Source organism: Sabulicella rubraurantiaca, from assembly GCF_017355885.1.
In the GTDB taxonomy this organism is placed as follows: Bacteria; Pseudomonadota; Alphaproteobacteria; order Acetobacterales; family Acetobacteraceae; genus Roseococcus; species Roseococcus rubraurantiacus.
The window spans coordinates 137,180-161,076 of sequence record NZ_JAFEUU010000005.1 but is presented as its reverse complement, the minus strand read 5'-3'; the positions used below and the strand labels follow the sequence as shown (position 1 = coordinate 161,076).

17 protein-coding genes are annotated in these 23,897 nt (G+C 68.8%); 9 read left to right on the top strand and 8 right to left on the bottom strand.

From position 1 onward, the window contains the following. Positions 1 to 12: 12 nt before the first annotated feature. Positions 13 to 462, top strand: a complete 450-nt coding sequence (locus tag JTJ31_RS11080; RefSeq protein ID WP_207538723.1) for a nuclear transport factor 2 family protein — start codon at positions 13 to 15, stop codon at positions 460 to 462. A gap of 195 nt (positions 463 to 657) precedes the next feature. On the opposite strand, the gene JTJ31_RS11075 is transcribed toward JTJ31_RS11080, so the two are convergent. Then, positions 658 to 1,454 (bottom strand): IS5 family transposase gene (locus JTJ31_RS11075; protein ID WP_207538722.1). Its coding sequence is split into 2 segments (ribosomal slippage): positions 658 to 1,112 and positions 1,112 to 1,454, totalling 798 coding nucleotides; the frame shifts between segments, so codons are not numbered across the junction. A 210-nt stretch (positions 1,455 to 1,664) separates the two neighbouring features. Here JTJ31_RS11075 and JTJ31_RS11070 point away from each other — a divergent pair. Genes JTJ31_RS11070 through JTJ31_RS11060 form a run of 3 tightly spaced genes read left to right on the top strand, consistent with a single transcriptional unit; the run spans position 1,665 to position 6,223 of the window. Continuing rightward, positions 1,665 to 3,455: a thiamine pyrophosphate-binding protein gene (locus JTJ31_RS11070; RefSeq protein WP_207538721.1), complete on the top strand. Its 1,791-nt coding sequence runs from the start codon at positions 1,665 to 1,667 to the stop codon at positions 3,453 to 3,455. A 30-nt stretch (positions 3,456 to 3,485) separates the two neighbouring features. After that, positions 3,486 to 5,183: a flavin monoamine oxidase family protein gene (locus JTJ31_RS11065; RefSeq protein WP_207538720.1), complete on the top strand. Its 1,698-nt coding sequence runs from the start codon at positions 3,486 to 3,488 to the stop codon at positions 5,181 to 5,183. Beyond that, entirely contained in the window at positions 5,183 to 6,223 is a 1,041-nt protein-coding gene (locus JTJ31_RS11060) for a 3-oxoacyl-ACP synthase III family protein (protein WP_207538719.1), read from the top strand. The genes JTJ31_RS11065 and JTJ31_RS11060 overlap by 1 nt, the downstream gene beginning before the upstream one ends. A 6-nt stretch (positions 6,224 to 6,229) precedes the next feature. Here the strand turns inward: JTJ31_RS11060 and JTJ31_RS11055 are convergent, their stop codons facing one another. Both JTJ31_RS11055 and JTJ31_RS11050 read right to left on the bottom strand, forming a co-directional pair. Further along, on the bottom strand, positions 6,230 to 10,087 hold the full coding sequence (locus JTJ31_RS11055) for an AAA family ATPase (protein WP_207538718.1): 3,858 nt from the start codon (positions 10,085 to 10,087) through the stop codon (positions 6,230 to 6,232). A 196-nt stretch (positions 10,088 to 10,283) separates the two neighbouring features. Then, entirely contained in the window at positions 10,284 to 12,449 is a 2,166-nt protein-coding gene (locus tag JTJ31_RS11050) for a SulP family inorganic anion transporter (protein WP_207538717.1), read from the bottom strand. Positions 12,450 to 12,746: 297 nt separating this feature from the next. On the opposite strand from JTJ31_RS11050, the gene JTJ31_RS11045 reads away from it, so the two are divergent. Then, positions 12,747 to 12,953 carry a hypothetical protein gene (locus JTJ31_RS11045; RefSeq protein ID WP_207538716.1) on the top strand — a complete coding sequence of 69 codons (207 nt, stop codon included), beginning with the start codon at positions 12,747 to 12,749 and terminating at the stop codon, positions 12,951 to 12,953. A gap of 216 nt (positions 12,954 to 13,169) precedes the next feature. Beyond that, on the top strand, positions 13,170 to 14,186 hold the full coding sequence (locus tag JTJ31_RS11040) for an alpha/beta fold hydrolase (protein WP_207538715.1): 1,017 nt from the start codon (positions 13,170 to 13,172) through the stop codon (positions 14,184 to 14,186). 147 nt (positions 14,187 to 14,333) lie between these two features. Here JTJ31_RS11040 and JTJ31_RS11035 read toward each other — a convergent pair whose 3' ends face one another. From JTJ31_RS11035 to JTJ31_RS11025, 3 genes are read right to left on the bottom strand one after another with little or no spacing between them, the layout of a single operon-like run. Then, positions 14,334 to 16,301, bottom strand: coding sequence for a glycosyltransferase (locus JTJ31_RS11035; RefSeq protein ID WP_207538714.1), 1,968 nt, complete (start codon positions 16,299 to 16,301; stop codon positions 14,334 to 14,336). A gap of 30 nt (positions 16,302 to 16,331) precedes the next feature. Then, entirely contained in the window at positions 16,332 to 17,546 is a 1,215-nt protein-coding gene (locus JTJ31_RS11030; protein ID WP_207538713.1) for an HlyD family secretion protein, read from the bottom strand. Continuing rightward, on the bottom strand, positions 17,546 to 18,676 hold the full coding sequence (locus JTJ31_RS11025; RefSeq protein ID WP_207538712.1) for a cache domain-containing protein: 1,131 nt from the start codon (positions 18,674 to 18,676) through the stop codon (positions 17,546 to 17,548). The genes JTJ31_RS11030 and JTJ31_RS11025 overlap by 1 nt, the downstream gene beginning before the upstream one ends. Before the next feature lie 285 nt (positions 18,677 to 18,961). Here JTJ31_RS11025 and JTJ31_RS11020 point away from each other — a divergent pair, with 285 nt between their 5' ends. The 3 genes from JTJ31_RS11020 to JTJ31_RS11010 are packed head-to-tail and all read left to right on the top strand — an operon-like array spanning position 18,962 to position 22,061. Beyond that, a complete protein-coding gene (locus JTJ31_RS11020; protein ID WP_207538711.1) occupies positions 18,962 to 20,011 on the top strand; it encodes a hypothetical protein in 1,050 nt (349 codons plus the stop codon). A gap of 49 nt (positions 20,012 to 20,060) precedes the next feature. Then, positions 20,061 to 21,209 carry an epoxide hydrolase family protein gene (locus JTJ31_RS11015; protein WP_207538710.1) on the top strand — a complete coding sequence of 383 codons (1,149 nt, stop codon included), beginning with the start codon at positions 20,061 to 20,063 and terminating at the stop codon, positions 21,207 to 21,209. 60 nt (positions 21,210 to 21,269) lie between these two features. Beyond that, positions 21,270 to 22,061, top strand: a complete 792-nt coding sequence (locus tag JTJ31_RS11010) for a 2-keto-4-pentenoate hydratase (protein ID WP_207538709.1) — start codon at positions 21,270 to 21,272, stop codon at positions 22,059 to 22,061. A gap of 23 nt (positions 22,062 to 22,084) precedes the next feature. On the opposite strand, the gene JTJ31_RS11005 is transcribed toward JTJ31_RS11010, so the two are convergent. Together JTJ31_RS11005 and JTJ31_RS11000 are read right to left on the bottom strand one after the other, a co-directional pair. Next, a complete protein-coding gene (locus JTJ31_RS11005) occupies positions 22,085 to 22,768 on the bottom strand; it encodes an RraA family protein (RefSeq protein WP_207538708.1) in 684 nt (227 codons plus the stop codon). A gap of 4 nt (positions 22,769 to 22,772) precedes the next feature. Next, positions 22,773 to 23,735 carry a Bug family tripartite tricarboxylate transporter substrate binding protein gene (locus JTJ31_RS11000; RefSeq protein WP_207538707.1) on the bottom strand — a complete coding sequence of 321 codons (963 nt, stop codon included), beginning with the start codon at positions 23,733 to 23,735 and terminating at the stop codon, positions 22,773 to 22,775. Positions 23,736 to 23,897 lie beyond the last annotated feature (162 nt).

Sequence of the window (23,897 nt, the reverse complement as noted above, 5' to 3'; positions counted from 1 at the left end):
GTTCCAGTGGATTTGAAACGTCGAAGCATCGCTGCCCTGGGTGGGGCGGCCGTCATCCTGACTGCGATGGGCCAGCGCGGCGCGCAGGCGCAATCCGCCGACGAACGGGCAGTCGCGCAGGCGATCGACGCCCTGTCCGAGGCGATGATCGCGGTGGATCGGTCGCGGCTTGAGGCCCTGACCGCAGAGGGCTTGAGCTACGGGCACTCGGCGGGCCGCGTCGAGAATAGGCAGCAATTCATCGACTATCTCGCCTCGCGGGCTTCGGCCTTCCGCTCGATCAACCTCAGCGACAAGACCGTGTCTGTCCTGGGAAACACCGCCATTGCCCGCCACGTCCTCACTGGCGAGACGGTGAACCCGGCAGGGCAGGTCACGCCGGTGCGGATCGGCGTCATGCAGGTCTGGCAGAAATCGGGGAATGACTGGCGCCTGCTGGCGCGGCAAGCGTACCGGATCTAACCCAGCATCGCGCCGCGGCCCGCTTCAGGCGGGCGGCGGCGTTCGAGCTTTCTTGATCAATCAGGAGGCGAGCGTTTCATTGCGCTCGTCATTCACGTCGCGCGCTCAGGCCCTGAACGCAGCCTTCACCCGACCGACTGCTCTTGAAGCATCTGCTTCACGCGGTCTCGGGGGACGTCCCCGTTTCGGTGCGGCCTAGGGTGCGTGGACAAACCTCATCCAGAGGCGGATTGAGGACAGGGCGGCGAAGCCGACGAAGCTGTCGCTGGTCTGATCGTAGCGGGTGGCGACGCGGCGGCTGTTTTTAAGACGGTTGATGAAGCACTCGATACGGCTGCGCAGCGCGTAGAGCGGACGGCTGACACTGTGCTGGACATGGCGGTTCCGCTTGGTTGGGATCTCTGGCACAGCGCCACGGTCGCGCAGATCTTGCCGGATCAGGTCGCTGTCATAGCCTTTGTCGCCGAGCATGATGGCAGGATCACTGTCACGCGCCGCCATCAACGCGTCGTAGTTCGAGCAGTCGGCTTCCTGCCCGGCGGTCATATGCAAGGCGATGGGCAGGCCATACGCGTTGCTGCGGATGTGGAGCTTGCTCGTGAAGCCACCTCGCGAGCGCCCCAGACCCGCTCGATGAGTCCCCCCCTTCCGCCGGCGGCGCAGTGATGCGCCCGGATGCTGGTGCTGTCGATCATCTGCAGGAGGTCGGCCTGCCCGCCGCCATCGGCCAAGGCCTCGAGCATCACGTCCCAGAGGCCCGAGGCAGTCCAGCGCCGAAACTGGCGGAACACCGAGTTCCAGTGGCCCAGCTCGGATGGCAGGTCACGCCACGGCGCGCCGGTGCGCGCGATCCAAAAGATGGCGTCGAGCACTCGCCGGTGGCTGCGCGCTGGCCGGCCGCCCAACGGACTGGCTGACACCACGAAAGGTTCGAAGAAGGACCATTCCTCATCCGTCAGCAGCCCACGGATCAACGCCGATCTCCATGCCAAAGATCAGCTTGGAATCACGTCCGCGGTCAGCTGGGAATCCCCCAGCCGCCAGTTTGTCCACGCGACCTAGCGGGCCTCCGGTGGAACATGCGGCCGCCACTCGGCATGGGGCATCACCGCCCACAGTCCTTGTCATTATTTCATGGCGCATGGTTCTGCGGGATGCTCATATGGCGGCAGGCATCCAGCGGCAGGAAAGATCAGCCAGCCATGTCGACGCCGCCTGCGGCGAATGCTTCTCCGACCGTCGCCGACCAACTTTTGGATTACTTGGCCCTTGAGGGCGCAAGGACACTTTTCGGGATACCGGGCGGCGGGATTGCCCATCTCCTCGAACGGGTGAATCAGCGCGGCGACTTCGACTATGTCGTCAGCCGGCACGAGACCGGCGCCGCCTATATGGCGGACGGGTATTTCCGGGCCACGGGCCGTCTGTGCGTGGTCCTCGTCACCAGCGGGCCGGGCGGCACCAATGCCCTGACCGGCGCGATGAATGCGCAAGCCAGCGGCTCGGCCGTCGTGGTGCTGACGGGCGAAGTGGCGGAGGTCTTCCTAGGGCGCGGCTATCTCCAGGATGGCACGGATTGCGGTCTCAATCTTCGCGACCTCTATGCCGCTGCCACGGCCTTCAGCGCCGATATCCCCGACCCGACCAGTGCGCCAACGTTGATCGAGGAGGCGTTGCGGACCGCGCTCGCCCTGCCGCGCCGCGCCGTCCGTCTCGGCATTCCCGACAATGTCGCGGCCGCGCAGCAAGCGCCTTCCCTTTCGCCACGCCCTCCCGCCAGTCCGCGCGCCTATCGATCCGCACCCCCGGACGACGCCCCCACCCCCGCAGTGCGGCGCGTGCTGGGAGCGCTGGCAGCGGCAAAGCGGCCCTTGCTGCTGCTCGGAAGCGGCTGCCGCGCGGCGCTGCGCGACGCCGAAACGGCACGGGCACTCCGACGCTTCGTCGAGTGGTGGCAGATCCCGGCGATGACCACCTCGGACGGAAAGGGCGTTTTCCCGGAGAGCCACCCACTCTCCCTGAGAAGCTACGGCTTCGCGGGCTGCATGTGGCCGCAATACTGGATGACCACATCCAGTGGCGGTGCGGCGCATGACGCTCTCCTTGTCCTAGGCTCGTCGCTTGGCGAACTGGCGACCTATCGCTGGAACCCCATGCTGATGCCACAAGGCCCGCTGATACAGGTGGATGCCGATGCCGCGCGGATTGGCCGCGGCTTTCCCGTCACCGAAGGCATCGTGGCCGAGGCCGGCGCCTTTCTCCGCGCGCTTTGGGACCAGGCAGCCGCGTGGCCCAGGGATGTGGGCACCATCGAGCAGCGCCGCCAATCACTAGCAGCGCTGAAGGAACAGCATTCGCCGTTCATCGCGCCCACCGATTACGAAGCCCAGGGCACGCCGCTGCATCCTGCTGCGCTCTGCCGGTCCCTCAATAAGTTGCTGCCGGAGGACGCGCTGGTCTTTGTGGATAGCGGGAACTGCGTGGGATGGGCGCTTCACTACCTGGTGATCGACCGTCGGCAGGAATTCCACAGCGCACTGTCCATGGGGCCGATGGGCTTCGGCACCTGCGCCGTCATCGGCGCGCGCCATGGCTGCCCGGACCGCCTGTGCGTCGCGCTCACCGGGGACGGCGCCTTTCTGATGCATCTCGGCGAGATTTCGACTGCCGCAGCCCGCGGCATCGGCGCTGTCTGGGTCGTGCTGGCGGACAACAACCTCAGCATGGTCTCGCAGGGCATGGCGGCGCTGTTCAGCACGGACCCCGCCGCCGGAAGGCCCTATCCCCTGGGTGGTTCGGATCTGGCCGCCACCGCGCGCGGCCTTGGCGCCGAGGCCTGGGATGTGCGCAATCCTGAGGATCTCCATCTGGCCTGGCCGCAGCTCGTCCAGGGAGCCGCCGCTGGCAAGCCTCAGGTCGTCGTCGCGCACATCGATACCGCCGCGGCACCGCCCTACTACGCGGCACCCTACTGGCAGCCAAAGGTCGAGTGATCCCTGTTCTCCGGCAAGGCGAGGATTGCGATGGCTAACGAGCCTGATGTTGACGTGGCGATCATCGGCGGCGGCATCAGCGGCATCTATGCCGGCTGGCGGCTTCTCGCCTCTCCGCTCGGAAGCTCGCAGCCGGCCGAATGGGCCCAGAAGCGCGACGGACCGATCAAGGTCGCGCTCTTCGAGGGCAGCGACCGCATCGGGGGGCGCCTGCTATCCGGCCGATCTCCGCACATGGCCGACACCACGGCGGAGCTGGGCGGGATGCGCTACGTGGCGCCGGCGCAGAAGCTGGTCACTGCCCTGGTGGAGCGTGTTCTGCGCCTCCCCTTCCACGAACAGGTCGTTGCGGTGGACGCTAACATCGCCTTCCTGCGCGGACGGCTGCTGCGGAGCCGTGACCTCGCCAGCCCCGCTCCGCTTCCCTTCTGGTTCTCGCCCGAGGAAGCAGCGTGGCTCGCGGCGCGAACTGGGCCGGATCAGACCCCGTCGGCGCTGATCCAGCGCGTGCTGACGCGGCTGATGCCAGATGTCCTCGCCAGGCTCCAGGCAGGGACGCTGCGCGAATACCTGGCCTCGGTGCAGGTCGGCGGCCTGCCTCTCTGGCGGCACGGCTTCTGGAACTTGCTGGCGGAGGGGATGAGCCCGGATGGCTACGTCGCGGCGCGCACAACGATCGGCTATGACTGCCTGGGCGGCAACAGCAACGCTCTGGACCTGACTGCCGCCTTCTTCGACTTCGTTCCTGGCGTCAGCTACCGCATGGTGAATGACGGCTACGAGGCCGTCCCCTGGCAGTTGCAGCAGCGCTTCCAGCAGGCGGGCGGCGAGGTCCGCTTTGGGACCTGGCTGGAAGGCTTCGGGGCTCATGGGCTGGCGGATGGGCCGCAGGGCGTAAGGCTCCGCTTCCGTGACGGCAGCGATGTCACTGCTCGGGCCGTGATCCTCGCCATGCCTCGCCGTTCGATCGAATTGCTGCGGCCGGAGGGAGAGGTCCTGGGGCCGTCCAACATGGCATTCCGGCAGGCACTCGCTTCCGTTACCGCCATCCCATTATTCAAGCTCTTCCTGCTGTATCCGCAATGCTGGTGGCAGCAGGCCGGCGTCACCAAAGGGCGCTCCTTGACCGACATGCCCTTGCGCCAATGCTACTACTGGCCCTCCGGCCCCGATGGCACCGGCGTGCCGAAGCCTTCGGAACCAGGCCTGCTGATGGCCTATGACGACTTGCTCAATGTCAGCTTCTGGAGCGGCCTCGACACAAGGCGGGAGGTCCAGAAGGCCAGCCGTCACCCTGGCGCGACGCATCACCACCACCACTGGCCACTCTTCCCACGCTCGCCCGCGCCGGAGGCAACGGCCCCCGGGGATGAGTATGCGGCCCTGCTCCAGCGCAACTGGACAGGCCACACGGCGACGGCGCCGATGGTGCGCGAGATGCACCGCCAGCTGATGCTGATGCACGGGGTGGACACCGCCCCCGAGCCGATCGACGCCGCCTACATGGATTGGGGGCGCGACCCCTATGGTGGCGGCGTCCACCTGTGGAATCCCAATTTCTTCTCGGACGAGATGATGCCGCGCATGACGCAGCCCCTCGACGGGTTTCCCTGCTATCTGTGTGGCGAGGCCTACTCGACCAACCAGACCTGGGTCGAGGGGGCGCTGCAGACGGCCGAGATCGTGCTGCAGAAACGGCTGGGCCTGCCCGCGCTGGAGCTGCCGTGATGACGGGGCGCATTGGCATCATTGGGCTGGCCCACAAGCTGCCCGACCTCATCCGCGGCAATGACGACCCGATCTTCGACTGGCTCAAGAAGAACAGCCCCTCCGGATCGGGCCTGTTCGTCGGCTATGGCGAGCGGCACGTTCTGGCGCCGAACGAAAGCGTCCTCGATATCCTTCTTCCGGCGGCGCGCATGGCGCTGGACGACGCTGGAGCCGAGCCCGGCGAGATCGACCATCTCATCGGCTGCGTCTCGCCTAGCACATATGAGGTTCCCTCCGACCTCTTCGCGTTGGCCGCGCGCCTCGGGCTGACGGATGACTGCCTCACCATTCCGCTCGCGAATGACTTCTCGAACTTCAATGTCGGCGTCGCGCTCGCTGACGCGCTGCTGCGATCGGGCCGGGCGCGAAAGGTGCTGGTCGCGGTCGGCGGCGGCTGGACCAGGGCCGTGGACTACCACACGCCCCAGGCGGCGAGCGTTGGCGATGGTGCCGCCGCCGCCGTGCTGGGCTTCGCGCCCTCGGGCAAGGAACCGCGCTGGGAACTGGCGGATAGCGCGGTGGTAACCCGTGAAGGAAATTTCGGGGAGATGGTGCTGACCGGCGACTGGCGGGCCATCCCGGGCTCCCCGCCCTCCCCGCCCGCGCAAGACCGCTTCGACCCGAAGGCACAGGACTGGACAGGCCCCTATTTCCATATCTCCGCAGAGGGGCTGACCAACTTCCCCATCTTCGGCGGCGGCATCGCGTTGCAGGCCGCGCAGCGCGTGATGCAGCGACAGGGCATCGCCTCCTCCGATGTCACTCTGATCTGCCATCAAGTGTCGCAAAAGCTTCTCGACATGTGGCGGCAGGCGGTCGCGCCTGCCCTGCTGTTCGACACGCTCCTCCGCTACGGCAACATGACCGTCGCGAACATCCCGGTGAATCTCTCCCTGCTGGACGCAGTGAGCAGCACGCCCTGGACCGTCGCGCTGTCGCTGGCACCCGACATGCATGCGCACGCGCTGCTGCTGCGACGTGCGCGGCCGGGCAAGTGAAGGCGGCTAGGCAGCCGGCTCCCCGGCTGCCGCCGGAAGCCCGAAATCCCGTTCCATGAAGGCGATCTTTGCTGTGGCGCCCCAGCGTCGGTAGGCATCGCAGGCCAGCCGGGCGGCTCGGGTCGTGCTGGCCACATCTCCATTGGCCCGATGCAGCCTGGCGAGATACTCCGCCGCCAATCCAGCATCCTGGTGGAACTGTCCGGCCGAAGCGCGCTCGAACGCTGCTTCGAGCAGGCGCACGGCCTCGGCGCCGCGCCCCGATGTCACGTGAAGCAGCCCGTCGAGCAGATCGGCCTTGTGGCCGAAGATTCCGGGGTTGCGGGCCTCCCAGAAGCGAAGCTGCTCGGTGCAGTCCCAGCCATCATCGACCAGCGCGGTTCGGTCCTGCGGCGTGCCGAAGGCGGCTTCCGCCAGCGCCGCGAGGCCACGGTACTGCGCCAGCTCGAACTCGGCTGACTGGCCCAGGAAGAAGGGCAGCATGGGTCTCGCCCGCTCTGCCCATGCAAGCGCCCTGGCCCACTCGCCCGCGTGGACGTGCAACTTGGCCTGGGTGACGAGGTAATAGCCGATCTGGTTGCTGAGGTTGGTTTCCAGGATGCTGTCCAGCTCCGCCGCGGCGTCGCATTCCGCGTCGCCCAGCAGCAGCAGCCCCTCGGTGAGGCCGGCCATGGCCTTGGCGAATTGCTGCTCCAGCGCGAGGTGGTAATGCGCGTTCAGCACGCGGCGGCCGTTGCACTCCGCGCTCCGCCGCGATTCGGCGAGGATCTCCGGCAGGGCCTCGCCTGCCGCCGCGCGCAGCACCAGGGCAGCGGACAGGTTGAAGCAGCCGAAAATGGTTTCGTTGTCGCCAAGTCCTGCCTCGGCCCCGGCGCCGGCAAGGTCGATCCCGCCACGCAGGGGCTCGATCCAGTGGTTATGGAACCAGGCATGGATGAAGGCGCAGCGCGCGAAGCTTGCTCCGCGGTGATCCCCCAGCAGGGTGAGGCCGACTCGGCTCCAGGCGGCTGCATTCTCCCTGTCGCCAGTCAGGGCGCCCGACACGACCGAGAACATGGAACAGACATCCGGCGTGAGCGGTCCCTGCCCGTGCTCTAGCGTCAGTCGCAGACAGATGCAGCCGAGGAGGCCAAAGAGTTCCAGCTGCTCGCTCTGATGGGCGAAGGGCGCCAGCACGAGCAGCAGGTGGATGAGCTGCGCGGCCTGCTGATCCTCGATCGGCGGCAGGTCCAGCACGTCCTCCGGCCTGCGGTCGCCCAGCAGCCGGGCGATCCTCTCCATCTCTGCGCCGATCTGCTGCTGGATGGCCGGGCTGTCGGCGGGCAGTTCCTGCCCGAGGAGCTTCGCCGCTTCCCGCCCGATCTCCACGGAGCGGCGCACGAGGCCCATGCCGAAGACGCGCTCCGCTTCCAGGCGGAGGTAATGCGCCGCCCTTCCCGGCTCGCAGGCTGCCTCCCAGTGATGGGCCAGCAGGGCATAGAAGCGCGCCAGATCCGCGCCATGGGTGGTCTCATGCCAGGCCGCGATCGCCCTGTGCAGTGGGCGGCGCTGGCTATAGAGCATCAGCGCATACGCGGCTTCACGCATCATGCCATGGCGGAAGGCGTATCCATCCTGGTCCTCGTTGCGGTCGGGCAGCAGCAGTCCGGCCCTGTGATGGCGCAGGAGGTGGCCCTCGACGGTCGCGTGCCGCGCGCGCTCGGTGGGATGGACGGCCGCGACGAGGCAGACGGGAAAGCGGAGTCCGGCGGCACTCGCGACCTTCAGCGTCAGCAGGCTCTCGGGCTCGAGGCGGTCCATGCGGCGGGTGAGCATGCCGTGCAGAGTTTGTGGGAGCGGGACATGCGTCAGGTCGACACCCGCCGCCACGCGGATCTCGCCGCCGCTCACGTCGATCAGCCCCTCATCGCGGAGCGCCTGCGCGAGTTCGAGGCACAGGAAGGGGTGGCCGCGTGCATGGTTGCACAGGAGGGCCACGGCGCCTGGGGCAATTGTCTTGGCCCCCAGTCGGGCAAGCGCGATCTGCGCCTGCTGGTCCGGGGAGAGGTCGCTCAGGCCCAGCCGGACGGCGCCGTTCTCCGCCATGGATTGCAGGCGTGTGGGATCCTCGAGCGGCTGCATCGCGAGGACGAGGCAGAGCCCGGGCACGCCGCGCGCGGCATCCTCGACAAGCCTCCAGCTTTCCGCGTCGAGCCAGTGTGCATCCTCCAGGATCACCAGCAGCGGGTGCTCGGCGGCCACGCGTCGCAGCAGCCCCAGCAGCATCTGGTGCCGGCGCTGGACCCGTTGGGGCGGCGACATGGATGTCGTCGCCGCCGTTTCGGCAAAGCCGAGATGCAGGACGTCGTTGAGCAGGGCGGCCTGCGGCGCATCCTCCGGTCCGAGGGCTTCGAGCACGGAATCCCGCTGGAATGAGGGGTTCGTCCTTGCCGACAATCCCAGGAGTTGCGCCGCGATGCCGCTCCAGCCACGGAATGGCACGCCCTGCTCGATCCGGTCGGCCTGCGCGACGAGCGTGCGGAAGCCTTGGCTGGCGGGGTGGGATTGGAGCTCCGCCAGCAGGCGAGACTTGCCCATGCCGGACTCGGCCTCGATCAGCACGGCACGGCCAAGCCCTTCGCCGACCGCCCGCAAGGCATCCAGCAGGACTGCCAGTTCGGCTTCCCGTCCGCACAAGGGCATGGCCGGTTCCGCCCGGTCCAGGCGGCGCGGCGTATAGGCGGGCACCGCCGCGGCAAATCCCTTTAGTTGGAATTGCCCGAGCTTCACGAATTCCAGGCTGCCCTTCGCGAGACGTGCCGTCGCCTCGTCGCACTGGATGGTTCCCTGCTGCACACCGGCAAGCCGTGCCGCGAGATTCAGGGAGCCGCCATAGGCGGTCCAGGCATGGAACGCCTCGTTGCCGATCGTGCCGCAGAAGCTGCGTCCCATGGTGACACCGAAGCTGCTCCGATAGCCAAGGCGCCGTAGCTCATCCCTCGCCTCAAGCGCGAAGCGGACCGCCCTTGCCGCGTCATCCGGATGGGAGGCCGATGCGACGCCGAAGAGGACCAACAGCCGGACGCCGCTCTCGTCGAGCCAGAATTTCTGGAGGATGCCGTCATGGCGGCGGACGGAGCCCGAGATGACATCGCCAATCGCGGCCAGCCTCGCCATGATGTCCTCGGCCCTGCAATCCAGGCCCGGAAAGGTCCCGAAGACAGCTGCTACTTGGCGCAGCTCTGCCGACCAATCCGTCGGCCGGCTTCGCTGGCCGGGCACCGACGCCGTCGCAGGAAGCGGAGGCGCTGGATCGCGAAGGCCGATGAGGATCGTGCCGCCTCCCCCCACGGGCTGAGTCTCGGCCCGGCCATCCAGGGCCTGCTCGGCTTGCGGGGACAACAGCAGGCGGCCAAGGGCGCGGTGGCGCGACGTGGCCTGCAGATCAGCAATCCCGGCGCCCACGGTCACGCGATGCCGATGCGTCCCTGCCTCCATCTCCACGAGGCGGCACGGCCCGAGCGACAGCACCGCGTGGAGTTCGAGCGGCTGGTCCGGCATGACCATGGCGGTCGGCGCGGACAGGATCGAAACGGCGCAGCGCGCGGCGCGCAGCACGGCATCCTGGGCGCTGCCCTCCGTGCATCGCCATGCGGAAAGGAGCCCGTCTCCCACGAAGACCAGGGGCTCGCCGCCATGGGCCGCGATGGCTTCCAGGAGGGTGTTGAAGTGCTGCCCGAGAAGTTCGGCCAAATGCTCGACACCCGCGGGGCCCTGCTCGATCAGGCTGCCGGCGATGCGTGACGATCCCGCCACGTCGAGCCACAGCAGCGCGAGCAACTCCTCGCCTCCGTCCCCAGTACCAGGTGCCTGCGCGATCGGCACCGGTGCTCCCGGGGGGAACCGGAGATCCTGTCCTGCGAGGCGCTCCATACCGGCCGCTCCTCTCTCGCATCTCAGCGGCGGTGCCGCCCCGGTGCGGGAACCGTAAGCCCCGCTGTGACATCGGTCCATGATTTCTCATGTCCCGGCATGAAGGGCCGGCTGCCGAGCGAGCCATCGAGGCCCTTCGCGGGCCGGATCACTCCTCAAGCCGGTCGATCGTGGCGTTCGCGGCTGCGACATTGCTCGCCAGCTGGCGCAGGACCGCCGTCATGAACAACCAAGCCACCTCCAGGCTGGCCTCCCTGAGAGACTGCACGTCAGCCACCGTGATGCGCAGGCAGCGCACGTCCTGCCGTGCCGTGGCGTCTGCGGAGCGGCGCGCGGCTCCCAGCAATGCCGACTCGCCAAAGACGATGCCGGGCGCCAGCACGGCAAGCCGCGTCGCGGGTCGGTTGGCGGCGGCGGGCAAGCTGACGACGACCTGGCCTTCGAGGAGTATGTAGACCGCATCTGCCGGGTCGCCCGCGCGCAGGATCATGGTGCCGGCCGCAAAATCGATTTCCTGCATTCTCGCCAGCAAGAACTCCTCGGCAGACGGCGGCAGGCCCAGGGCGTGCAAGGCCTCGCTTGCGCTGCGGGCCGAGGGGCGTTCCGGCCGCAAGCTTCGCAGCAGTTGTTCCTCCGCCGCCTCGACGGCCGCTGCGAGGCTTTCGAAGCCAGCGCCACGCGGAATGGCGGCCCGCAGCCCGTATGCCTCGAATTCCGCCTCCGCCCCGCTTCCCGGATGAAGCGGTGCGAGCAGAACGCGGCTCGGCCAGGCGCGGCATGCTTCCAGCAGGCGTTGCGCGCCGGAGAGGTCGACCCAGGTCACGCGGCTCAGATCGAGGATGACGAGCTTCGCGCCGGCTGCGAGAAGCTGCTCGATCTGCAGCAGGATCCCCTCGCCGCTGCCGAAGAAAGTCGCGCCCTGCAGTTCGAGCACGACGATGCGGTCGCCGGCCTCGCGAAGCAATTCCTCGTCCTCGGCTGGCCGCCGCACGCGCGATCGGCCTACCGGATTGCGCGTGCTCCGTCGGATGGCGGACCGGGACATGGCCAGGGTGAAGATGCCGATGGAGATGACGACGCCGGCAGCGATGGCCGCGATCAGGCCGAATAGCAGCGCCACCGCGACGACGGCGGCAATGACCGCGGCGTCGGCTGACCGGCGCACACGGCCCGGCCCCGCCTTGGGAAAGAGCGGCCGCAACTTGAGGAGCCGCAACACCGCCCCCATCAGCACGCCCGCCAGGGCAGCAAAGGGCAGCATGGCAATGAGTGGCCCCGCAAAGGCCAGCGCCAGGAGGGCGACCATAGCCCGCGTCAGCATCGCCGGTCGTCCACGTCCGCCCAAGTCATGGCACGCCACCGAGGCGCTGGTCAGGGCGCTGGCGGGCAGGCCGCCGAGCATGCCGCCGGCCAGCATGGCAGCCCCGCCGCCCATGACATCCCGATCCGGCTTCACGCGTCTTCCGCTGCGTTCGCGCAGGGCCGCCGCTGCCATCAGGATCTCCGTCGTCGCGAGAAGGGCGAGCGACGCCGCCGCGGTCGCGAGAAGCGACGGAAGCCTCTGCCAATCCGCCAGAGCGGGAGCGGCTCTGATCGCCCCCAGCACCGCATCGGCAACGTGCGCGGGCGAAGGCGCGGCCCCGACCACCGGCCCGAGCGCGAAGCCAGCGCCTGCAAGGGCCTGATGCAGCAAGGTCGCCACGGCCAGTGCGGTGATCGGGGCGGGAAACAGCGGCACCGGCCGCGCCATCAGGGCGAAGGCCGCGCCGGCCACAGCGAGTGAGGCCGGACGGAGCGCCTCCGCAAGGAATGCCTGTCCCGGCGTGAGGCCGAGGGCGACCGGGGCCTGCCCGACGAAGATCAGCGCGACCACCCCATTCGCCATGCCGATCGTGACCGGCGTGGGAATGTGCGAGGCAACGCGGGCGATGCCGCTCCGCGCCATCGCCAACATGAAAAGCCCCGCCAACAGCGCGAGCAGCATCGCGAAGAGGATGCCCTCCGCTGGCGTAACCGGTTCTGCCGTCACAAGCACCGAGGCGGTCACCAGGGCCGTGGCTGCGGTGGTCGTCCCGACCAGGGGGCGGCTCGCGGCCAGCGCCGCGGTGCAAAGCCCGGCCGCCGCCGAAACCGCCAGCGCAACCCCCATGCCCGTCGCGGCCGCGGCAACCCCAAGCGGGGCGAAGGCGACCATGCCATGGGTCAGGCTCTGCGCCGCCACGACCAGCCCGGTGCTCACCCCGGCGCCGGCCTCCTGGCTCCATTCCGGCGCCATGCGCCGGAGAAGCCCCGAACTCCGGCCCGACCCGTCCATCAGCCGAGTTCGCCTCGGGTGACGCCCGTTGATCGGGCCACCCCTCCTCCGGCCTCTTGCCGTGCTCCGTCGGGGCTGTTCGGCATCGAAGAACCTTCCCTGCCTGGCTCGCCTGGGATGGCCGCATCATGTCTCAATCGCGACGCGGAGGGCGCACAATTTTGCGAGCCTCCGGCCCCATGCCAGCGGGCTCGGCCGATGGGTGTCCGGCGCTTTGGGTTCCTGGATGCCAGAGCGTCGCAACAGGTGACGAACCGCGCGCGTTGGCACGCCACTCAGATGTCAGAGGAGGCGGTGATGAATGAGCGCAAGCCTCAGGGGACCAGGGACCCACGCGTTCCGGGCGCGGGTGGCACCTACCCGGGCGACGACGCGCCTGCAGGCACGCCCGGCACGGGCGAGGATGTCTGCCCGGAATGCGGCGGCAAAGGCCAGCTTCAGGATCGGGTCTGCGAGAATTGCGGCGGTTCGGGGAAGGTCATCAAGGGCATTTCCGGCGGGTGATGGCTCTGCCCACCGCTGACTGAGCAAGCGGCGGGGCGGAATTCCAGCCCTGAATGTGCCAAGTGCCTCGCAGAGGCGCTGTGCGTCCCTCGCGGTCGCGCAGCGGGAAACTGGTGGGGCACCGCCCCGTTGGGATGATGCACCGCATCAAAACGCTTCCTCGCCATCGCTCTCCCTCCAAGACTGGGAGGCGGTCGCTGACACACAGGAGCAGGCATGGCCTCCTCTCGCGCAAAGACCATCGTCACCGCCAGCGCAGTCGCCCTCGGGGCCACCGCCCTCCTGAACCACTCTCTCGCCCGGCAGGCTGAGCGGGCTCATCCGCCAGCAGGGCGTTTCGTGCGGGCCGGGGGCATCAAGCTTCACTACCTGGAGAGCGGACAGGATGGAGGGCCGCCTGTCGTCCTGCTGCACGGCAACGGCGTCACCGCCGAGGATTGGATCGCAAGCGGCGTCTTCGGGCTTGTCTCCGCGCGCCACCGGGTCCTCGCCTTCGATCGGCCCGGCTACGGCTACAGCGAGCGCCCGCGGGACCGGTTCTGGACCGCGGAAGCCCAGGCGGCCGTCCTCGCCGAGGCCTTCATGCGCCTTGGGGTGGAGCGCCCGGTCGTGGTCGGGCATTCCTGGGGGACGCTCGTGGCGATGGCTTTGGCGCTGAACCACCCTGACGCCATCTCCGGATTGGTCCTGCTGTCCGGATATTATTTTCCGACGGCGCGCGCCGACATCGCCCTCTTCTCGCCACCGGCCATTCCCGTGGTCGGGGATGTGATCCGCTATACGGTCGGTCCCCTCTTGGGCAGCCTGATTGCCCCCAAGATGATCGAGAAGATGTTTGCGCCCGCACCCGTGCCGCCCGATTTCACGGCGGCCGTCCCCATACCGATCATGCTGCGGCCATGGCAGATCAAGGGCAGTGCCGAAGATGCCGCATCCATGAGCCCTTGGGCTGCATATGCCGAGGGGCGGTACCACGAGATCACGCAGCTTCCCATCGCCATCGTCGTCGGCGAAGACGATGGAATCGTGGATGTGGGGCGGCACTCGGCGCGGCTGCATCAGGCGGTGCCTGGAAGCTCCCTGCACATGGTGCCGGGGCAAGGACACATGGTGCATCATGGTGCGCCGGAACTGGTTGCACGATGCATCGATGCCGTCGCCAGCGCGCACCGGGAGACACCATCTGCGGCTGCCGTGGAGCAGGATGACGTCGATCGCGCAGTGGTCACCTGACTGCTTGTTCAGTTCGCGCGTAACAGCTTGGCTGGCGGTGTGCCGAAGCTCAATCTACCCTATTTTGATCGCGGAGCGCGGCGACGGCGGGGGTCTCCAGCCGGTCAGTCTTCCACTTGCGGGTCCAGTTACCCGAGCAGGCCTGCCTCAGTTCCGCACCACCCGCCCAGCCAAGCCTCGCACCATTCCACCGACATCCGTGCGGGTGACGCCGCTGGCACCCTCGCGGGTGTGCAGCCGCGTCAGGATTGCGGCGCGCTGCTCCGCTGTCGGCTCCAGCCGCAGGGAAACGCCGCCGGGGTCATGGCGCGCCACGACGCCGGCGATATGGCCCGCCCCCGGCAGATCCAACGCGCAACGCTCGCCAGGCGGAAGGGCCGGCGCGCCTGTGATCCAGGCCTCCTCCAGGGTCAGGCGCATCAGCCATCCGCCACTCGCGCCGGAATCCGCGAAAAGCCGCACGCGCTCGGGCACGATGCGCGTGCCCTTCCCGCCGCGCGGCAGTTCTACGCAAACCGCCATGGAAGCCGCCAGGACGAGGAGGTTGTATAAGGTCCAGACCAGGATGACCCATTTCCCGTCGCCCGCATCGCGATCGAAGACGATGTCCGTCACGGGCATGAACATCAGGCCAAAGAAGGTCAGCATGAAAAGCACGAGGAGCGGCCGCAGCACTGGCCATTGCACCACCACGCGGTTGCGGTCACCTCCCTTGGCCGTGACCTTGAACTTGTGACCCTTCGGCTTCAGGAGCCCGGCCATCACCGCCCCGCTGATCTCGCGCGCGCCGAGTACCTGGCTGACGTCGTTCAGCAGCGGCACGACCATTCCGCGCGACGTCCAGTTGAGCGCGATGAGCGCGGCGAGGAGATAGGGCACGAAGTAGGACAGGACCTCCGCCACCGGGGCATCCACGACGGTGATGCCGAAATACCAGTAGAGCAGCGGCGTCACGAGGCAGGCCAGGCGGAAGGGATAGGTGGTGGCCCAGTAGAGGAAGCTGTCGAACAGCCCGATCCGATCACGAAGCCGCAGGCGATTCTTCGCGAAGGGTCCCATCGGCCCGCGAATGATCTGCATCAGGCCCAGGCACCAGCGGCCGCGCTGCGTGATGTATTCTCCCAACCCCTCAGGCGCGAGGCCCTCCGTCAGCGCCTCGTTCAGATAGGCGGTGGAATAGCCTTCCTCCCGAAGGCGCAGGGTAATGAGGTAGTCCTCCGTCACGCTGCCGACGGGAAAGCCGCCAATCGCCTCCAGCGCCTTCCATCGCATGACGGAGGAAGTGCCGCAGCAGAAGGCGATGTCCCAGGCGTCGCGGGCCGGCTGCACATGGTCGAAGAAGAAGCGCTGCTCGTCCGGATAGGCGCGCTCAAGGCCGAGATTGTGCTGGATCGGATCGGGGTTGAAGAAGTGCTGCGGCGTCTGAACGAGCCCGACACGCTCGTCATGGAACAACGTCAGGGTGCGATCCAGGAAGTTGCGGTGCGGCACGAAATCCGCGTCCAGCACCGCGACGAAATCCGGTGGCTCGTCCAGGCCGCGCAGCACCGCGAAGGCGGAGTTGATGTTGCCCGCCTTGGCGTGCGCGTTGTCGTTGCGCGTTAGGTAGCGCGCGCCGGTCCGGGCACACAGCTCCCGCAGCCAGTCGCGCTTGCCGTCGTCCAGGATCCAGACCCGGGTCCGCGGATGATTGAGGGCGAGCGCCCCGGCGATCGTGCGCTCGAGGATCGGCTCTTCCTCGTTATAGGTCGCGATCAGCACGTCCACGACAGGCGGCGCCCCGGGCCGCCACCATTCCTGGTGGCGATCCGCCTCCTCCCGACGGTCGCGCGTACGGGTCATGATGGCGAAGGCGATGGTGGAGGAAACGAGCGTCCCCGCCTCCAGCAAGGCGAAGCTCCAGCCCGCCGCCGCGTCCAGCGTCCAGTCCAGCGGCGGAACTGTCTCCGCGAAGCGCCAGGCCATATAGCGCCACGCCAGCAGCACGGGCAGAGCGAGGACCACCGCGCGCGTCAGCGGATCCTCGCGCCGCAGGAAGGGCAGAACGGCCAGCGCGAGCCCGAGCACGAGCAGCGAAGGCGCGAGGGAAGCGATGTAATCGTCCAGGGCGAGCATCGGACGCCTCGGTGATGCGGCGGCGCGCCCTCAGCCGAAGCCGAGGGAGGCCATCAGGCGGCGCCAGGGGTCGAGAGGGCGGCTGGCGAAGACAACACGGCCGGTGCGGCCGACCGTGCAGGCCAGGGCGGGGTCGGCGGCAAGGCCCGGCACTGCGATGGCCACGTCGTAGCGCTTCAGGTGCTCTTCGCTCGGCCCGACGGCGAGGTGGCGGTAGATCGTCTCCGCGCCCGAACCGGCGAGGCGCGCCACGGTGCCCTCGAAGACCCGGCCGTCCTCGCCGAGCAGCCGAACCCGCGCCGCGTCGCCGACCTTCAGGCCGTTATAGACGCTCTCCCGCACGCTGGCCGTGACCACCGCCGTGCCGCAATCGACGAGGCGCATGATGTCCTGGGCCCGGCGCACATACTCGCCGCTGCCCGTCATCACCTCCCACAGCACGGCGGTCGCGGGGGCCGCCAACCGGGCGTCGCGGTGGCGGGCAAGGCGGACACGCTCCTCCTCCACCTGCTGCTCGAGCAGGGAAATGCGGCGGTTGCGCTCCCGCACCTCGGCGGAAAGCTCGCCGATGCGGAGGTCCAGCTCGCGCACGCGCTGCTGGGAAGACGGCGCGTCGTTGTAGCTGTCGCCGAGGAACACGCCACGGCTGGCCGCCTCGTGCTCCACCGTGAGGTAGCGAAGGCGGTTGCGCGTCGCCTCGACCTCCTGCGTCGCGACCTCGAAGGTGGACTTGGCACGGTTGAACTCTGCCACGGTCTGGATGCCGGTGCGGCTCAGGTCATTCGCGCGGCGCAGCGTGGCGTCCGCCTCCCGAAGACGGGCCTGCGCCGCCTCGAGCGTCGCGCGCGTCTCGTCCAGGCGGGCGGAAAGCTGCCGCAGCCGCCCCGCACCATAGTCGCGCGCCTGATCAATGAGGGCGGCACGACCGGCAACAAGGGCCGAGGTCATGTCTTCCAGGCGACGCAGCTCGCTTTCCGCCGCATCCAGGGCGCGGCGAAGATCCACGAGTCGTGACTCGTCGGGCCGGGGATCGGTGATGCTCGCCACCACCTCGCCAGAGCCGAGCCGGGCGCCGAGGCTCCGTGTGGTGAGGGTGAGCTCCCCATCCACGGGGGCGCGCAGGGTGATGACCTGAGCGTTCACCACGGCATTGGAGGAGACGCCGGCCATCTGTTCGCCCACGATGACGTAGCCAGCCATGGCAGCCAGGGCGACGCCGAGCGTGACCTTCATCCAGCGGCGCATCACGCGGCGTCCTTGAGGGCGTGGGGGGCCGCGACGGGCTCAGCCTGCTGGCCGTCGAAGCGCGAGAGGGCAGCGGAAATGGCTTCGCTCTCCCGCGTTTGCCGCAGCCGTGGCAGCGGCGCGTCGAGGCGCCGGCCCTCGGCCAGGGCAGCGGCCGCGCTGGCCAAGGTCGCGAAGGGCCTGCCCACGGTGCGCGCTATGAGCAACCCCACGACGAGAATCGACAAGGAGGCAGCGGCAAGCGGGACAAGCACCTGCCGTGCCACGACGCGCTCCAGCGCCGTCGCAGCGACCGTGGGCTGCCGGACGACCACGCTCCAACCGAAGCTGGGGATGCCAGCGCCATTCGCCGCCGCGATGATGCGGGCGAGGTAGCGCTGGCCGTCGGGCCATTCCTCCTCTGTGGTGACGCCTACGGCCTGCGGGCCGACCATGGCGCTGCGCTGCATCAGCCTCGTGCCCTCTAGCCCGGCCGGGCCGACGAGGACGGTGCCGTCGCGGGCCAGAAGCAGCGCCTCGGTGCCGGGGGGCAGTGGCGCGGAGCCGATCACGTCACGCACCCAGGCCCAATCCACGTGGCTGCCGATCACGGCGGCCACCGAACCATCCGCACGACGCAGCGGCGCGGCGAAATCGATCAGGCGCAGCGGCTCCGCACCTGGCGGACGTGGGAGCAGCCGCGCCAGGAGCTGCGCCTCATGCACGTCGCCGGCGAAAAGCCCGCTCAGGCCAGCGACGAACCAGGGGCGCGCGGACACGTCTTGCCCTTCGAGCATGCGCCCCGTAGCGGCGATGACGCGTCCGTCGGGCCGAACCACGCCCATCCACGAAAGCCGGTCGTTCAGCGTCTTGGCCGTGTCGAGGCGGAGGCGCAGGACACCGCTCTCCAACTCCCCGAGCGCGTAGTCGCCCATTGCCCGAAGCTCGCGCCACTGCTCGGAGAGCCCGCGCGACAGCCGCCCCGTCACCTGCTGCGCGGCGGCGTCGAGCACCTCGATATTCCGACGCTCGACCTGTCCGGAGGAAGCGTTGAGCAGTCCGAACAGTCCCGCGAGAACGGGCAGCGCGGCGGCGGCCACGGCGAAGCTGGCCAGCAGACCGAAGGTGCTGCGACGAGAGTTTTGGCTCATAGGGCGAGGACCGGGGGCTGGGGGTTCTAGACATCACCGCGGCGGCATCGTTCGGGGCCTCCGCTCAGTATTCATGTAGAGGAACATTCTCGGCCTCCCCAGGCGGACAACCCCGCATTGGTAGTCCTACGATGCGCAATCCTACGAAGCTGCGTTTGCTGGCGATTGAAGGAAGAACCAAGTCTGTAGGTGGCTCCTGTTTCGGCTGGTGGTGACGTCTTGCCGCGCACCTGCGCATCTGGTCCGATCAAGCCTCTCCAGGCTGGACCAGCCTGAAAGGACGGAATGGGCGCGCCCTCCCCACCACTGACGCAGGCCGTCTCCGATCTGCACCGGGCCTTCTTCACTGGCATCGTGCTGGGCGTCGTGGCTCGCCGGGGTCCGGCCTCCGCGGCGGAGCTTGTCTTCGCCGTGTTCCGTCGGCAGCAGCGGGAGCGCTTCTTGCCTGGCCTCGCCAAGCTCGGCCTGACCGGCCTGCCGCATGCCGTGGCCTGCGCGCAGTACCACTACCTCTCGAATCGGATCGGAGGCGTCTCGGTCGAATACATGCGCGAGAGCGACCGCAAGGCGTGGATCCGCTACGCGCCGCCGCGCTGGCTCTGGTGGGGCACCGCGCTCTGCGCCATCCCGGGCGAGGTGTCGCGCGCCATGCTGCGCGGCTGGCATGCCCAGAACGGCGTGTCGCTCGGCAATCCGCGGCTGGGCTTCGTCTGCACCAAGCAGGCGGCGGACGGACAGAACGGGCTGGAAGGCTACTACCTGGAGCACGATCACGACCTCGCCCCTGAGGAGAGGCTGCGCTTCAGCCGTGGCGAGGAGGCACCCGACTTCGATCCCGCCCAGGCACCCTGGGTCCCGGCTGCGGAATGGCCGGAGGAGCGGCTGCGTAAGGCCCATCGTGGCTACGCGATGGAGTATGTCCGCACTGCCATCCAATCGGCGCTGGAGGTATTCGGGCCGGACGAGGCGCGGCACCTGCTGGGCATCGCCGGCCGTCAGGTCGGCATGCAGCATTTCCACATGGTGGCCGAGGCAGCGGGCGGGGCCGATCCCGGCGCCCTGGGCTTCGCACGCTGGATGCGCGCCGTCGCCGGGGCGACGGGCGAGTCCGGGCTGTGGACCGAGGAGCGCGACGGCCAGGTCCGGCTGGGGCAGTCCGGCTGGGCGCTCATGCGCGGCGTCTCACATCTCCATCCTGCGGGCTTCGACTGCTGGACCGCGCTGTGGGAAGGCGCGCTGGCGGCACATGACCGGCGGCTGGAGATAGAGCTCGAGCAGCGTCCGGTTGGCGCGGAAGGACCGATCTCCTGGTCCATCCACGCCCGGAGACGCTGACAGAAGACGCGCCTCTCGCCGCTGGATGGGGCCATGGCTGGAGACGTGCATGGCACAGGCCCCTGCCCCCTTCACCCTCCATGTCCCAGAGGCGGCGCTGGCCGATCTGCGCGAAAGGCTCGCCCGCACGCGGCTTCCCGACCAGGCGCCCGAGCCGCCCTGGACCTACGGCACCGACGTGGACTACCTGCGCGACCTCCTCGCCCATTGGCGGGACGGCTTCGACTGGCGCGCACAGGAAGCGGCGCTGAATGCCTTCCCGCAATTCCGCGTCCCGTTGCACGGCATCGACCTCCACTTCCTGCACGTCCGTGGCGAGGGGCCGGCGCCGATGCCGCTGCTGCTCTCGCATGGCTGGCCGGGCTCGGTCTTCGAGTTCCTTGAGTTGATCCCACGCCTGACGCAGCCCTCGCGCTTCGGCGGCGATCCGGCCGATGCCTTCACCGTCGTCGCGCCGTCCCTGCCGGGCTATGGGCTTTCCTTCCGCCCAGGGCAGCCACGCTTCGGCATTGAGGCGATCGCGGACTGTCTGGCGGAACTGATGACCGGCGTGCTCGGCTATCGGCGCTTCGCGGCGCAAGGCGGCGACTGGGGTGCCTTCGTCTCCTCGCGCCTCGGCATCACCCATGCCGAGAAGCTGTTCGGCATCCACATCAACCTGCTTGCCATCCGTCGCGATCCCGCCATGCTGACGGAGCCCTCGGAGGAGGAGCGCCGCTACCTCGGCGAATTGACGGAATTCCTCAAGGAGGAGACGGGCTACCAGTGGATCCAGGGCACGCGGCCACAGACGCTGGCCTACGGCCTCGCCGACAGCCCCGCCGGGTTGGCCGCCTGGCTCGTCGAGAAGTTCCGGGCCTGGACCGACAATGACGGCACGCCCGACAGCGCGGTGGACCGCGAACGCATGCTGGCCAATATCGCCCTCTACTGGTTCACCAGCTGCATCGGCGCCTCGTTCCATCCCTATTACGCGCGGATGCACGGCCTATGGCCCATCCCCGGCACGGTGGATGTGCCGATGGGCTACTGCCAGTTCCCGCGGGAAATCCTTCGCCCGCCCCGTTCGCTCGCCGCCCGCACCTATACCGACATCCGCCGCTGGAGCGTGATGGAACGCGGCGGCCATTTCGCCGCGCTTGAGCAACCCGAAGCGCTGGCAGAGGAAATCCGGGCCTTCTTCCGTCCGCTGCGGTGAAGGAGAATGGAGACGCTGGCGGTGCGATCACGCAAGAAGATTTGAGGGAGAAGGCACAGGATGGATGTCACGCAGGCAGGGGAAGCGTCGGAGATGCTGGTCCGCCACTGGAGGGAGGGCACGGTCCTGGCAGCCCTGCCCGAGCCGCTGCGCCCCACCACCCGTGCGGAAGGCTACGCCATCCAGGCGCAGCTCGAGCGGCTGAGCGCGAAGCCGCTCTGGGGCTGGAAGATCGCCGCGACCAGCACGGCAGGGCAGCAGCATATCGGCGTGGATGGTCCGCTAGCCGGACGGCTCCTTGCGGAGATGGTGTACGCGGATGGCGCGACCCTGCCCTTCGGCGCGAACCGCATGCGCGTGGCCGAGGCGGAGTTCGCCTTCCGCATGGGCCGCGCCTTGCCGCCCCGAGAGGAAGCCTATTCGGTGAAGGAGGTGCTCGACGCTGTTGCCGGCTTACACGCGGCCATCGAGGTGCCGGACTCACGCTTCACGGATTTCGCGACGGCGGGCGCGGCACAACTCATCGCCGACAATGCCTGCGCGCATCAATTCGTGCTGGGGCCCGAGGCTACCGCGGAATGGCGCGGCATCGACCTCGCAGCGCATCGCGTCACTGCGCGCGTCGCAGGGCAGCCCGAGCGGGAGGGGCGCGGCTCGAACGTGCTCGGCGATCCGCGCCTCGCCCTGGCTTGGCTCGCGAACGAGTTGTCGCGCCACGGCGTGACCCTTGCCGCCGGGCAGGTGGTGACCACTGGTACCTGCATCGTGCCGCTGGAGGTTGCGCCGGGCGATGAGGTGGTGGCGGAGTATGGCGCCCTTGGCCGGGTCAGCATGAAGCTGACCCAGGCCTGAAGCGGCTGGCTACCTGGGCGCCGTCAGCCGATCACCCGTGCGGCCGCGAGGATCGGCTCCATGGCGGGCGACATGACGGCGCCCTCGGCCACGCGCCGCACCGCCTTCTCCTCCGCCGTGTGGACTTGTCCCAGCGCTTCGAGCACGGCTTCTGCGCGGTCGAGCGGCACCACGACCACGCCATCCGCATCGCCGACTAGGATGTCGCCAGGCCGGACCTGAACCCCACCAAGGTTCACGGGCAGCCCCACCACGCCGAGCCCCTTCCGCGCCGGCGAGTTTGGGCTGATTCCAGCGGCGAAGACTGGCAGCCCCGTCTCGAGGATGCCTGCGCGATCCCGCGCCAGCCCATCCGTCACGAAGGCGGCGCAGCCCTTGTTGCGCATCATGCCGGCAGCAAGGTCGCCCAGCACCGCCGTCCCCGTAAAGGCATCGCAGGCCACCACCAGGACATCGCCCGGCTCCGCCTCGGCCAGGGTGCCGAACATGCCAACCACGTCGGCGGGCGAGGTCCATCCGGTGATCGCCGGTCCCGCGAAGGCGGCGTTGCCCGGGTCCAGCGGCTTGATGCGGTAATCGAGCGCCCCGCGCCCATCCATAGCATCGCAGAGATGCGAGGTCTGGGCGCCCCTGAAGGCCTCGACCAGGGCCTTGTCGGGGCGACGGTGGCCGCGATGGATGGTCAGCAAGGGCGGGTCGTGCAGCATTCTTCTACTCCGCGCGAATCTGCGCCCGACGGATCACGTCGGACCATCTTTCGTTCTCGGCGCGCATGTAGCGCGCGAAATCCGCCGGTGCCGTGCCATGGACCTCGTAGCCCTGGCGGCCGAGATTGGCCTTCACGTCCTCCAGCGCCATCACCTCCGCCGCCACCTCGCCCAGTCGCGCTACCACCGGCGCGGGCATGTTGGCCGGGCCGACCAGCCCATGCCAGACACTGGCCACGAGACCGGGGAAGCCTGTCTCGGCCACGGTCGGAACCTCCGGGAAAGCCGCCATGCGCGCCTCGCCGGTCACCGCGAGGGGGCGGATCAGCCCGGCGCGCAGCGAGGGCGAGGCCTGGACCGGGTTGTGGAAGATGGCCTGGACCTGCCCCGCCAGCAGCGCGGTATGGGCCGGCGCCGCGCCCGCGAAGGGCACGTGCGTCATCTCGGTGTTGGCCAGCAGACCGAACAGCGCGCCCGTCAGGTGCAGGGGCGTCCCCACCCCGGCCGAGCCATAGGTAACGCCGCCTGGCTGCCGTCGCGCCAGATCCGCGAGTTCGGCCAGGTTGCGCGCCGGCACGCTGGGGGCGACCACGACGATGAGCGGATAGGAGGTGAGCTGGCTGATGGCCGAGAAGTCGCGCACGGGATCGTAGGGCAGACGCGCGAACATGGCGGCGTTCTGCACGAGTGCGGAGGCCGCGAGCATCAGCGTGTGCCCATCCGGGGCGGCGCGTGCAACGTGATCCGAGGCGATGTTGCCGCCCGCGCCCACCCGGTTCTCGACCACCACGTTTTGCCTGAGCCGTTCCGCAAGGCGATCCGCGATGACGCGCGCGATCACGTCGGCAGGCCCGCCGGGCGCGAAGCCGACGACGATGCGCACCGGGCGGCTGGGAGCCCATTGCGCCATTGCCGGGCCGGCCGAGGCCAGCGACAAACCCAGCATCGAGAACCCGCGCCGTCTCATCCGTCCCTCCAACCTATTACTGGCATTGACGCATGGCAGGCGCCCACTTGCTAGACGCCGGGTTCCTTGCCCGGCATGCGAAGGCGATCGAGACCACACGAAGACGGAAGCTCATGCTCTGCGGGGTGTTATGCGGCCTCGTCTCACTCCACACATCGCAAG

Bases quoted from the DNA above. Each gene is read 5' to 3' on its own strand.
- JTJ31_RS11040 (WP_207538715.1), top strand. From the start codon at position 13,170: ATGGCCTCCTCTCGCGCAAAGACCATCGTCACCGCCAGCGCAGTCGCC.
- JTJ31_RS11050 (WP_207538717.1), bottom strand. From the start codon at position 12,449: ATGGACGGGTCGGGCCGGAGTTCGGGGCTTCTCCGGCGCATGGCGCCG.
- JTJ31_RS11065 (WP_207538720.1), top strand. From the start codon at position 3,486: ATGGCTAACGAGCCTGATGTTGACGTGGCGATCATCGGCGGCGGCATC.
- JTJ31_RS11020 (WP_207538711.1), top strand. From the start codon at position 18,962: ATGGGCGCGCCCTCCCCACCACTGACGCAGGCCGTCTCCGATCTGCAC.
- JTJ31_RS11025 (WP_207538712.1), bottom strand. From the start codon at position 18,676: ATGAGCCAAAACTCTCGTCGCAGCACCTTCGGTCTGCTGGCCAGCTTC.
- JTJ31_RS11035 (WP_207538714.1), bottom strand. From the start codon at position 16,301: ATGCTCGCCCTGGACGATTACATCGCTTCCCTCGCGCCTTCGCTGCTC.
- JTJ31_RS11030 (WP_207538713.1), bottom strand. From the start codon at position 17,546: ATGCGCCGCTGGATGAAGGTCACGCTCGGCGTCGCCCTGGCTGCCATG.
- JTJ31_RS11070 (WP_207538721.1), top strand. From the start codon at position 1,665: ATGTCGACGCCGCCTGCGGCGAATGCTTCTCCGACCGTCGCCGACCAA.
- JTJ31_RS11000 (WP_207538707.1), bottom strand. From the start codon at position 23,735: ATGAGACGGCGCGGGTTCTCGATGCTGGGTTTGTCGCTGGCCTCGGCC.
- JTJ31_RS11005 (WP_207538708.1), bottom strand. From the start codon at position 22,768: ATGCTGCACGACCCGCCCTTGCTGACCATCCATCGCGGCCACCGTCGC.
- JTJ31_RS11060 (WP_207538719.1), top strand. From the start codon at position 5,183: ATGACGGGGCGCATTGGCATCATTGGGCTGGCCCACAAGCTGCCCGAC.
- JTJ31_RS11010 (WP_207538709.1), top strand. From the start codon at position 21,270: ATGGATGTCACGCAGGCAGGGGAAGCGTCGGAGATGCTGGTCCGCCAC.
- JTJ31_RS11015 (WP_207538710.1), top strand. From the start codon at position 20,061: ATGGCACAGGCCCCTGCCCCCTTCACCCTCCATGTCCCAGAGGCGGCG.
- JTJ31_RS11045 (WP_207538716.1), top strand. From the start codon at position 12,747: ATGAATGAGCGCAAGCCTCAGGGGACCAGGGACCCACGCGTTCCGGGC.